This window comes from Brasilonema sennae CENA114 (assembly GCF_006968745.1).
Classification (GTDB): domain Bacteria; phylum Cyanobacteriota; class Cyanobacteriia; order Cyanobacteriales; family Nostocaceae; genus Brasilonema; species Brasilonema sennae.
This window is the reverse complement of sequence record NZ_CP030118.1, coordinates 1,514,708-1,526,766: the sequence shown is the minus strand read 5'-3', so window position 1 is coordinate 1,526,766 and position 12,059 is coordinate 1,514,708. Positions and strand designations below refer to the sequence as shown.

Here is a 12,059-nt window from a genome sequence, read left to right as displayed (position 1 = left end):
TTTGAAATTTTTTTAGGTAGCAGGTACAGCCTTTGAGCATGGCTACGGGTTTTTGATTAAGTTGTTTTGACACGTTGATACCAGTAGGCTTTCGTTATGCTTAAAAAAATCTTACTCCCGACCGTAGTGATATCAGGCACGCTTTTTGCCTCTTTTATGTTACTTTTAGCCCTGCAAGGGTCTAAGCCTGTGAAAGTCCAACTAGAAGAGCAAGAACTTTTCTATGGGGAACTAAAGGATTTTGTTTCTCCAGGAGTGGGAGCTGCATTCAGTTTTGGACTAGGACTTACGGGTGCTGTATTGTGGACATGGCAAAAATCTTTACGTCAATCTTCTGAGTTAGAAAACCAATTGTCCAATCTCCAAAAGCAAATTTCGGAAAAAGACTCTCAAATTCACACGCTTAAAGTTTCACCATCCAGTCCGATGCTTTCTCAACTGAGATGGTTTCTAGACGAAGACGAGAGTAAAGTTCAAACAGCAGTATCTACTGCAAATACAAGTCCTAAACAGGCTGCGCCAGCGATTTCCACAAAAAATCCAGAGGAAGGTACATTTTCTCAAGCCGTTACCAAACCGTTGGTGATTACTAGCACGGAGTATGAGACTCAACCAATAACAGTGAGTCAATTAACTGCACAAACAGCGACTTCTACATTACCCTCTGCTCAATCTGCTTTGGGATTCACTCAAAGGTATGGTAAGCGCGTTGATGCTTGAAGAATCACAGTGATTCAAGGCACAAGCTGACGAGTTACACACGGAAACGCAAAAAAGTTTCTGTGTGTAATACCATTTGTAGCAACCTGAGAATTAAGTAGTATTAATTAATACAAATAATGTAGAGACGTAGCATGCTACGTCTCTACATTATTCCCGTCTTGATAACGGTTTTGGTCTTACACCAACCGGAGTATGGTATAAATAACGTCTAAATTATGCGTATCCAAACTCTAGCCTGAGAACGATCGCACTTTGCTACTTAATTCAAGTTGCTATGCTGACTTGCCTAGATAAGCCTCCAAAACCTTTGGATGATTCTGAATTTCTTGCGCTGTTCCGTCAGCGAGATTTTGTCCTTCGGCTAGCACCCAAACGCGATCGCACAACGACATGATCACATCCATATTGTGCTCAATGATCAAAAAAGTCATGCCACTGTTGTTCCAGCCGGTAATGCGATCGCATATCTCATCAATCAGTCTCGGATTGACCCCTGCAGCTGGTTCATCCAATAAGATTAACTTAGGCTCAGTCATCAGCGCTCTTCCCATTTCCAGCAACTTACGCTGTCCGCCAGATAACCCTCCAGCGTAATCATATGCTTTGTGTGCCAATCCTACGGACTCTAATAGGAAAAGTGCTCGTTCTTGGAATTCTTTTTGTTCCTTAGCAATTTTGGGTTGTTGGAATTGGACTTGCCAAAATTTCTCGCCTGTTTGTTTTTGTCCTGCTAGCAGCATATTTTCTAGCACCGACAACCGCGAGAGAGTTCGGGCTACCTGAAAGGTGCGAACCATTCCTTTCTGGGCAATTTTGTATGGCTGCAAGCTCTGTATTGGTTCGCCGTCAAACGTGACTCGTCCTTTGTCTGGACGGATGAAACTTGAGAGTAAGTTAAATAATGTCGTTTTACCTGCACCGTTAGGACCAATCAATCCAGTGATACTACCACTTGGTACTTGAATTTCGGCGTTTTCTACAGCCTTAATACCACCAAAGTTTTTACAAAGTCCAGTTGCAGCCAACAGAGGAATTTGGGATGACTCGTTATTTGCCAAGGGTGAGTTCCTCCTTTTTCCCTAAGATACCTTGAGGACGCCAAATCATCAGTACCATCAAGATAAGACCGATGATCATAATCCGCAATGCACTTAAACGGTCTGAATCAAGAGGGATAATTTTATCCAAGTTGCGCGTACCTTCATAGTACATAAAGTAAAGCACTGCACCCAATATTGTACCGAGATTGTTACCAGAACCACCTAAAATGACGATAATCCAAGCAGTGAAAGTTTCTATTGGTTCAAAGTTATTTGGGTAAATTGCGCTAAGTTGCCATGCGATGAAAGCACCTGCAATTCCTGCGATCGCACCTCCAAGCATCAGTGATTGTAGTTTATACCAAAAGACGTTTTTTCCTAATGCTTTGGGAATCTCTTCATCTTCGCGGATAGCTTTGAGAACTCGACCCCAGGGCGATCGCACTAAAATTTCCAACCGCCAGAATACAAAAGCCAATACGATAAGTGATACCAACATCAAACCCGCTGTGGCGCTGTAGTCATACAAGCCAATAACACCAGATATATAAATTGCCACTGTTAACAGTGCTAAAAAAACTCCTATAACGAGGTGTGATATAAATTCTTGCTTACTTACGACTTTCTTGTGTGAATGAGCTGAAGTAGACACTCTAGAAATACCAATCCACCGCCATAACTGCCATAAAGTAATACCAGCAAGTAGCGTTAACAGCCCAATCAACAAAAGTTTGGTGAAGAGATTCGGCGCAAGAGTTGCCAATGGTATAGGATAACTTTGAACACCAAATGCTCCAGGTTTCCACTCATTACCAACTGGTAAATCCTGGTTATTCACCACCAGACGAATCAGTTCACCAACGCCAATAGTCACAATTCCTAGGTAGTCTTCTCGCAAGCGCAAGGTCGAGAAACCAATTATCAATCCTAATAATGCAGCAATCACTGCCCCAATGATTGCTGACAACACCAAAGGAACTCCTTTTAAGGTTAACAATACAGTGGTGTACGCGCCCAGCGTCATAAAGGCAACATGACCAAAGTTAATCAAACCCGTAAAGCCCCACTGTAAGTTCAGGCCCAAACCAAACAATGCAAAAATTGAAGTCGAAATCGTTAAGAAAATGAGATATTGAGCCATACGTCAACCCCTTTGCTTAATTCAAAATTCAAAATCACCGAAGATTTGAGTCTCCTCCGGAGACGCTGCGCGTTCGCCTTGGCGTGCGCTTTGCGCTTACGGAGGAAACCTCCCGCAGTCGCCACAACGGTCAAAGCTCGCCGCTTGGGTTGCTTCCCCCGGCAGACTTTGGGGGAACCCCAACGCCAGATCCCTCTGTCGGGAAACCCTCCTGCAGGACTGGCTCCGCAAGGCGCTGCTCTCCGCTCAAACTTCTCTCAAAATTCAAAATGGAAGACCCCACTGATGAATCCGGGGGCTTGAATAATGTTGCTAAGCTTTTTTCTGTCCATGAGGAAATTCAGGGGCTTGTATCGTTTTGTTGTTCGGTCATGAGTCATAAGTCATTAATCATTAGTTGACATTATGCATTGATAAATGTATAATTACACAATATTTATCTCTACAGAAATTTGTCAAAGTAAGCGTAGCAATATTTTCACGAGCTTAAGAGTGTAAAATAAAATACGTTTCATGGCACTACTAAATGGTTAAGCTTGTTACAATCAACATCTTGTACGACATGGCAGACTGGGAGCAACGGCGAACTCTGTTAGTTGATGGACTTCAGGCAGAACAAGCTGATGTGATTGCTTTACAGGAAGTTAAGCTACCAGAAAACACAGCTGCTTGGCTTGCAAGTGAACTTGGTATGCCATACGTGCATCTAATTCCAGACAGTCGTTCAACAGGTATCAACGACATGGGGGTGGGAAATGCGATTCTTAGTCGTCACCCATTTGTGGAAGAAGCAGTTCTCGATTTACAAACTCAGGGACGAGTTGCTCAATATGTGCAAGTTAATTTGGATAATCAGCCATTGGTGTTTTGCAACGGACATTATTACTGGTATCCCGGTGATCATCCAGAACGTACAAAACAAGTCCAGTTACTCATTGACTGGTTAGGTAAGTTTCCATCGTCCATACCAATCGTCGCAGTGGGTGATTTTAATGGCACACCCCAAACTCCAGCTATCACGCTGATGAAACAACATTTTACATCAGCTTATGTTGAGTACCACGGACAAGAACCAGAATACACCTGCCCTACACCTCTTGCTCGCCGTAGCTGGAAAAAGGCATTGCGCCAACTGATACGGGACTTAATATCTAACCGCACTTTACGACCCTGGCGCGGTACCTTAGACTACATCTTCATCAATCAACATTTGCGGGTACGTTCGTGCAAAGTCATTCTTAACCAGCCTGCACGGGAAAGCCGCACTTTGTACCCTTCCGACCACTTTGGGATTGCTGCTGATTTAGAATTAGTTTAAAAAAACTCTGGGTAGGCAAGAATTATCGGGAACAATCACAATGGTGAAATCAGCGCCCAAACTTTTAACAGTTGATGAATTTATTACCTACTACGGCGATAGCGATAGCTATGAGTTAATTGATGGTGAATTAATCGAGATGGAAGCAACTGGATCACACGAACAGGTATCCGCCTTCATTGGGCGAAAACTGAATGTAGAAATTGACCGCCAGCATGCAAACTATTTTATTCCCCATCGATGCTTGATTAAATTGTTAGGGACAGATACCGCATTTCGTCCCGATCTCATTGTGTTAGACCAAACTCGACTGATCAATGAGCCGTTGTGGCAAAAAGAACCTGTTATTACATTAGGAAATTCAATTAAACTCATTGCTGAAGTCGTGAGTACAAACTGGCAAAACGACTATGCCCGTAAAGTTGAAGATTACGCCACACTAGGGGTACCTGAGTATTGGATAGTCGATTATCTGGGCATTGGTGGTAAGGAATATATTGGTAAACCTAAGCAGCCAACGGTGACAATTTGTACCCTAGTAGAGGATGAGTATAAAAAACAGCTATTTCAAAATAATGACCAACTAGTTTCCTCAACTTTTCCCAACTTACAACTCACGGCAAAACAAGTCTTTGCAGCAGGACAATCTGTTGTTATGTAGTTTATTTGGCAATTAGCCCCTTCTCCTCATCTAAGTTTGTCTGATGAGAAAATTCTGGCGAAGTCATACCTATGCCAGATGTTTAAGATAAAAAATTAAGCCAACACTTAAAACTGTATAAGGTAGACAGGGATTGTTAGCACCTTGGCTTAAACTTGTTTTTGAAAATCACTTTACCTGAGATTCCCCTATGGACGCTACGGCACTTTGGCAACGATACCAGAAATGGTTATATTTCCATAAAGGATTGGGACTATACCTAGATGTGAGCCGGATGCGGTTTGACGACGCCTTTGTAGAGAAGTTGCAGCCAAAGTTTGAAAAAGCTTTTGCAGATATGGCGGAACTTGAGAAGGGGGCGATCGCCAATCCAGATGAAGACCGCATGGTTGGACACTACTGGCTGCGAAATCCTGATTTAGCCCCTACGCCAGAACTCACACAAGAAATCGTAGACAGCATAGAGCAAATCGAAGTATTTGCCGAAAAAGTCCACACGGGTGGAATTCATCCTCCAAAAGCGCCTCGCTTCACTGATATTATCTCTATTGGTATTGGTGGTTCTGCTTTAGGTCCCCAATTTGTTGCGGAAGCGTTAGCCTCAGACTTTCCCTCGCTGGGACTTCACTTCATTGACAATTCCGATCCAGCAGGAATTGACCGTGTTATAAATCATTTGAGAAACCGTCTTGCCAGCACTTTGGTATTGGTGATTTCTAAATCTGGGGGAACGCCAGAACCGCGTAATGGCATGATTGAAGTTAAAAAGGCTTACGCTCGACAGAATTTGGACTTTGCTAATTATGCGATCGCCATAACTATGGCAGGTAGTAAGCTCGACGAACAAGCAAAATCCGAAAATTGGCTGGCAAGATTTCCCATGTTTGACTGGGTGGGAGGACGTACCTCAGAATTGTCTGCTGTCGGGTTATTACCAGCGGCGTTGCAAGGCATTGATATCATCGCCATGCTAGAAGGTGCAAAACAGATGGATGACGCCACTCGCGTCCCCGATATCAAACAGAATCCAGCTGCATTGTTAGCTTTATCTTGGTACTATGCTGGCAATGGACGTGGCGAAAAAGACATGGTTGTCCTACCCTACAAAGACAGCTTACTTCTTTTCAGTCGGTATTTGCAACAGCTGGTGATGGAATCCTTGGGTAAGGAGAAAGACTTAGAAGGCAACGTCGTTCACCAAGGTATCGCCGTTTATGGCAACAAAGGCTCAACCGACCAACACGCTTATGTTCAGCAGTTGCGTGAGGGTGTGCCGAATTTCTTTGCCACATTCATTGAAGTTTTAGAAGACCGCAACGGACCATCTTCAGAACTTGAACCTGGAGTTACAATGGGCGACTATCTGTCTGGTTTTTTGCAAGGAACCCGACAAGCGCTTTATGAAAACCAGCGCGACTCGATTACTGTGACCATTCCCCAAGTGAATGCCCGGATCGTGGGTGCGCTCATTGCTTTATATGATCGCGCTGTAGGCTTATATGCCAGCTTAGTGAATATCAACGCCTACCATCAACCAGGCGTAGAAGCTGGTAAAAAAGCTGCGGCTGAAATTCTGGACTTGCAAAAACAAGTCGTCAAAGTTTTGCAAACAGAAAAAACAGCCCTTTCTATAGAGGAAATTGCTCAAAAAGCAGGTGCAACAGACAAAATCGAGGCAATCTACAAAATTGTGCGTCATTTATACGCAAATCAGCGCGGATTGGTGTTGCAAGGAGACCTAGCACAACCCAGCAGTTTGAAGATTTCTGTTAGCTGATTAAAACAGTGAACAGTGAACAGTAAACAGTGAACAAGGGGTGGACGAGTCTGTTTCCTACCTGATAACTGATAACTGATAACTGATGACTGGTAACTGGTAACTGATGTAATCACATATCATATTTCGTGCAATTTTGTTGCCGAAGTAACAATTTCTTATAATAGAGCATCTAAGATTGAAGGTAAAGCTTCAATTATTACGATGCTCTTTTGGAATACTGATATGAGTAAAACTAAATTCAGGGGAATTGAAATCCGTAGGCTGGAATCCATTAAGGGAGGGATGGTAGAGTTCTTTACAGCTCAAGCCAGTCATGAAACAATGCTGGTACAAATTCCACCCAACACAATAGATGATTTATTTGTTCACAAAACACATACAGATCAATTGCTAGTTGTTAAAGGACAGTTTGTCCTTGCGACATTGCTGGATAAGCAGTACGAGTATATTCCTTTGAGTGAAAACCATTCTGTAGTCGTGACAATTCCGCCGGGAGTTTTGCACGGGGCGATTAATTTGAGTTCAGAACCGTGTGTTTTGGTGAATGCAGTGCTGCGTCACAAACCACCTCAACCACGGGATTACATTCCCCATAAACGACCATTTCCTTATAACTTAGAAGCAGCCCAAGCGGCGTTGAAGAATTTGGAAATCACAAATCAAGTCAAGAATTATGGGGCGACTCCAGTATAGGTTGTTTGAGTCAAGTTGCATTGAGGGTGGGTTAAGTAGCCCACCTTAATTTTTTTGTGTTTTTCTAAATTTGATACTAACTTTGGGATAAGAAATTTTAAGAGAAACGAACCGCCAAGACGCCAAGAACGCAGAGGAAAGAAAGAAAGAAAGAAAGAAAGAAAGAAAGAAAGAAAGAAAGAAAGAAAGAAAGAAAAGAGCTATATTTGAGGAGTTGGTAAGTCGCGCAGGAAGTAAAAGCGATCGCGTCTCCAATCTTCTCCTTTTATTCGCCCGACATAACCTGTTAATGGTGATGAAAGTTCAATCAGGAAATCATTAACTGCTGTATCAGTTAGTTTAGGATTCTGAGTGGCATTATAATGAGCGCGAATCTCTGTTACTGTAAAATTTTGATTGCTAGCTTCTAAACTTTCGTTATCTTGCTCAAAAAGTTGTTTGACTGCTTGGACAATTTGGAAACGCAACTGGATTTGTCTTTTAACTGTTTGAATATACTCATCAATTTTATAATTAATCTCCCCTGGTTCAAGATATTTTTTTAGTTCAATTAAGTCAACAGAACCAGGATATTTTGCTTGTAGTTCAACTAGTTTCTGTAAAGTCATAGCATTGATGATACTGATTTTAGATATTGCAGCCGATTCTTGAAGTTGTTTTGTCGGTTTACCAGGACCAATAATTAACCGAACAGCGTTGATATAATTTTCTTTAAGATGTCTCTTGCCAATTCTGTCTAATTCCTCAACTGTACGATCAGGAATACTTTTACCTGCCTTACATTCGCAAACTAAGGAATACGGTTTTGAACAAAATAAATCTAAGCCTCCAGCACCACCTTTGTAATCAGATTCAACCTTAAATCCTAAAAACTCAAGGCTGCGGCGTGCTATATCTTCAAAGTCTGTACCAGCTTGGTAGTTGCTTTTGCCTTTATCTTGTTCTATGCTGCGATCGCCTAATGCTGCAATGTTGTTTATCCAAGCTAAATCTGGATCGCTTTGCTGGATAAGTTGCTTAGTAGTCCAACCTAAAAATGCTTTGATATCTTGATCTAATTGTTTAGCGGCTGGGTTGGTAATGGCAAGGTAGGCTAAAGCACTTTGCAAATCTTCTAATTCTGGGTGCAGTGGCGGTTGACGTGTTTCTAGTTGGTGTTTGCGGATGGTAAAGATGCGATCGCTCAACACGGGGTTTGCTTGAGAAACTGTCAACTGCTGAGGCAAAGGTACAAAATGACGCTCTTGAGTATACACTGGAACCTCAAGAGGTTCAGGTAGCCGATAGACGCGCAAGTAAGCCAAAAAAATATGAGTTCGTTGCCCAAGTACTTGCTGTAATCCTTCTTTTGTCCAAATGGTTAATTGTGACAAAGCCTCGAATGATTCAGGAATATGCATTTTGCAACCTTCACATCTCGCCCAACCTTTAATTACAACTGTTTTAGAATCTAAGTTGTCTATAACCTGTTGGGCAATTGACAAAAAGCTTGAGCGGTAATGACGCTTAGGAGGTAGAGTGTTAACTGAGGGGTTGGCTGGATAGAGAGCAAATTTCTGCCCCGGATTAATGAATTTCCGAGGCGTTGCGGCAATCATTCGCCCTTGAATTAACGCTTCAACGTCAGGAACTGGTAGACAAAGGGCATTGTAAATCAAAACTGATTCGCTCATGCTTAATTAAACAACTCAGCTAAATCATCCGAGTCATCTGTGTCCTCTATACTCGAGGGGTTAAGGAAGTCGTTTAATAGTTCGTCTCCTTCAATAGTCTCTTCATCTATTTCACCAGAAGGATCGCTCAATATTTCTCGCAACAAAGCATTTTCGGCAGTTAGCGGCTTTGAAAACTCTATAACTTGGTGCTCATTTAGCTGATAAAGCTCGCGCTTGTGATAAACCGAATACAGGTTAATCAGAGATCTGATTTCTTCAGCTTTCAGATACACCCATTCTCCGCCCAGTTCTTGCACAAGTTTATTGAGATATCCGAATGAATCCCAATTCTTACGAATTGTTTTTTCCTTAGACCGAACTAAACAACCTCGCGTTATATCGAATTTTTTGTAGTCAATTAAACGCCACATTCCTGCTCCTACTGACAGTCCATGAGAGTGCTGGAGAACCGCAACGCCTATTTTGAAAATTTTGTCTTTTTCTTTACCAATAACTTTAAAGTTTATCCATCCTTGATTTTTTGATTTTGGCTCAACTTCAGTAACATCTTCGACTTTTACTTCTTTCAAAGTCTCACCTGTCTCTGTCTCTCCCTCTAATGTCTGACCTTTCAATGTCTGAAAGCCAAAACGCAAAGCATCAACAATTAGAGAATTATGCTTTTCATCAAGATAATCTCCAAGCTCTAACTCACTCTCCTTCTTAAAAGCCAGTTCAAATCGCTCAAATGGGTCTTTGGGTAATGTATCTTCATCAATCTTAAAGTTCTCTGCACACCATTTCAAAGCTTCCCTGACAGTTAGTTTGTTTTTACCGTATTTTCTCAGTTCACTTTCTTCAAATGGGTAAAGAGGATGAGGAGGAGTTAAATTTCTTGTATCATAAAACTCTTTCAGCCAAAGGCTGACTAATTCAACTATAGAATCGCCACTAAGAGGTTTTAAATCTATGGGTTTGCGTTGCGTATATTTTGAAATTCGATCTGGTGTTCCACCTGGTATTATATTTACTTTATCTTCCCAGGTATCGGGCATCATTACTGTGAGAATAACAACACCTCGACCGAGTTCAGAGTTTTCGAGAGTATCGTGCAGAATTTTGACTAGGTTAGCAATTACTAATTCTGTTGGCAACCCATCATCTGTAGAGTTGTTTTTAACATCTATTTCGTCAAAACAAATGACGACGGGGTTGTAGTAACTGACTAAATTTAATATTTGCTGAATATTCTTTAGTGCTTCAGCTTCTCTGTCTTGACTAGTTTTGATAGGATTGGGTAATCCTAGAATATCAGCATTAGAGTTTGCTAGCTCATGTCCAGATAACCATTGTCTTGCAAAAGATGCTTGAGTTTCTGAAAGTGTCCACAAAATAGCCCGTAAAATATAGGGATCTACATTTGATTTTGTTCTCAGAAATTGCTTGGTGAGCGTGTTCATCAAACTCTTGTTTTTAGCCGACCAACTAGCAGATACTTTGTCAAATCTGTTGACAAGTTCCTGAGGAGAAAGGGTTGGTGCATTGGGATTAATGGCTTTGAAGCCTTCGTTCGCCATCGCAGCTGCTACTTCTTGCCACTGCATAACCCCTTGACTACCAGTTTTACTCAAACTATCTGCCAAAGTTTGCTGGAATTGGTATTTAACTAGGTTTAAGTCTGTATAGTTATTGACGCCTGCATAGACGAAGAAAGCCCCGCCTTCACGTTCCAGCCGATGGCGAATACGGCTGAGGAGATGAGTTTTACCTACTCCGTATTGAGCAGTTATAGCAATTGATGTCACTTTATCTTGACTGGATGGACTATTACGCACCAGTTCAATTGCCTGAAAAACTGTATCAGAAGCGTAAGCATTTAGGGTAGGAACGTCGGGGAATCCCTTGCCCCAAATATCCTGTTCTTTGACAATCCCAGCGTTAGTAAATGGATTGTGAGTTTGAATGGCGGTGTTGATGTCTTCTATCGGAGAAATAGGAGGATTTTCCATAGTGATTCGGTGTGAGGTAACAAACTACAACGGGGAATTCACGGCAATATTATTAACTCAAGCGCTTGGCGTAGTAGCGCAATCCACCTCCGGGGATGGTGATTGAGTCTTCACGTTTATCCGGCGTAATGTCTGGCATTTCTCCCGCCATTAGCTGAAAAACGTCGTTCTCCTGGATTTCCAACAGCCAATCACTGAAATCAGAACGACTTACGCGATCGCCCACTTCCCTCCTGATCCGATAAATTGGCACCAAATCATTCAGGTTATAGTCCCGGTTCAATTTGTCGTAAACTTCCAACGCGACTTGTTTAAACTCGTCGTAAGATTTAACCTCACTGTTGACCCCATTCGCCGATACAGATGCAGCTACCGCACCATTCATCTGACTGATCCACTTCAGCAGTGCATTAGCTGCCCAAGTTCCGATAATACTTCCTTCAAACCTAAACTCTGGACTTGTCAAACCCTCACCCAGTACTTCTAAACCCACAGGAGATACCAGAGAGTAGCCTTTTTTGGAGATGGCGATCGCCCCTTGTTTCTCCAATTCCTTAAAAATGCCCTCATAATCTGATACCTTCTTATCCTTAGTAACAATTCGCTTACTAAGATCACCTTTCTTCACTTCCTGCTTTGTTCCTCCTAAATCCCACAAAGCCAGAAGAAGACGAGTTTTCAGTTGAGTCTCAATCATATGTAATTTTTCTGACATTACTTTCACGGTTTTTCTCTATAGAATGACTAGTATCATTGTGGCTTAAATATCTGAAAATACGTAAAACTACGGTAAAGTTTCCAGCTCGTATTTGAAGCTCACCTGAACTGAATGTCTTAAACTTTTCCTTGCACGTAGATGTTTCTAGTCAGGTTTCCACCTGCTGTGATACTCTCTCTATAAAATACCCGTATAACTCTAATAAATTTCTTTTCAGTCGAGACATATTTTGGTAATCTATATTTCATCCAAAATAAGCTTCGTTAACGGCTTTACTCGTAAACCAGCGTATAAGTCTGGCATTGCGTGTGCCAGAAAAAT

10 protein-coding genes are annotated in these 12,059 nt (G+C 41.9%); 5 read left to right on the top strand and 5 right to left on the bottom strand.

The features are described 5' to 3' along the window. Positions 1–156: 156 nt before the first annotated feature. The gene (locus DP114_RS06525) at positions 157–720 is read left to right on the top strand and encodes a hypothetical protein (protein WP_169268756.1); all 564 of its coding nucleotides are present in this window, start codon (positions 157–159) and stop codon (positions 718–720) included. A 275-nt stretch (positions 721–995) separates the two neighbouring features. Here the strand turns inward: DP114_RS06525 and DP114_RS06520 are convergent, their stop codons facing one another. Both DP114_RS06520 and DP114_RS06515 read right to left on the bottom strand, forming a co-directional pair. After that, positions 996–1,781, bottom strand: coding sequence for an ABC transporter ATP-binding protein (locus DP114_RS06520; RefSeq protein WP_171975733.1), 786 nt, complete (start codon positions 1,779–1,781; stop codon positions 996–998). Continuing rightward, entirely contained in the window at positions 1,771–2,904 is a 1,134-nt protein-coding gene (locus tag DP114_RS06515) for a branched-chain amino acid ABC transporter permease (protein WP_171975732.1), read from the bottom strand. The genes DP114_RS06520 and DP114_RS06515 overlap by 11 nt, the downstream gene beginning before the upstream one ends. Before the next feature lie 526 nt (positions 2,905–3,430). Here DP114_RS06515 and DP114_RS06510 point away from each other — a divergent pair. The 4 genes from DP114_RS06510 to DP114_RS06495 all read left to right on the top strand — a co-directional run bounded on the left by DP114_RS06510 (position 3,431) and on the right by DP114_RS06495 (position 7,356). Beyond that, complete coding sequence (locus tag DP114_RS06510; RefSeq protein ID WP_171975731.1) at positions 3,431–4,222, top strand: endonuclease/exonuclease/phosphatase family protein; 792 nt, start codon at positions 3,431–3,433, stop codon at positions 4,220–4,222. A gap of 40 nt (positions 4,223–4,262) precedes the next feature. After that, positions 4,263–4,883, top strand: coding sequence for a Uma2 family endonuclease (locus tag DP114_RS06505; protein ID WP_169268919.1), 621 nt, complete (start codon positions 4,263–4,265; stop codon positions 4,881–4,883). A gap of 190 nt (positions 4,884–5,073) precedes the next feature. Then, the gene (locus DP114_RS06500) at positions 5,074–6,660 is read left to right on the top strand and encodes a glucose-6-phosphate isomerase (protein ID WP_171975730.1); all 1,587 of its coding nucleotides are present in this window, start codon (positions 5,074–5,076) and stop codon (positions 6,658–6,660) included. A 225-nt stretch (positions 6,661–6,885) separates the two neighbouring features. After that, entirely contained in the window at positions 6,886–7,356 is a 471-nt protein-coding gene (locus tag DP114_RS06495) for a cupin domain-containing protein (RefSeq protein WP_169268802.1), read from the top strand. Between the two features lie 200 nt (positions 7,357–7,556). Here the strand turns inward: DP114_RS06495 and DP114_RS06490 are convergent, their stop codons facing one another. The 3 genes from DP114_RS06490 to DP114_RS06480 are packed head-to-tail and all read right to left on the bottom strand — an operon-like array spanning position 7,557 to position 11,717. Continuing rightward, positions 7,557–9,029: a DUF1802 family protein gene (locus tag DP114_RS06490; protein ID WP_169268803.1), complete on the bottom strand. Its 1,473-nt coding sequence runs from the start codon at positions 9,027–9,029 to the stop codon at positions 7,557–7,559. Positions 9,030–9,031: 2 nt separating this feature from the next. Further along, complete coding sequence (locus tag DP114_RS06485) at positions 9,032–11,020, bottom strand: P-loop NTPase fold protein (protein WP_169268804.1); 1,989 nt, start codon at positions 11,018–11,020, stop codon at positions 9,032–9,034. A 52-nt stretch (positions 11,021–11,072) separates the two neighbouring features. Further along, complete coding sequence (locus tag DP114_RS06480; RefSeq protein WP_216669972.1) at positions 11,073–11,717, bottom strand: hypothetical protein; 645 nt, start codon at positions 11,715–11,717, stop codon at positions 11,073–11,075. Positions 11,718–12,059: the final 342 nt, after the last annotated feature.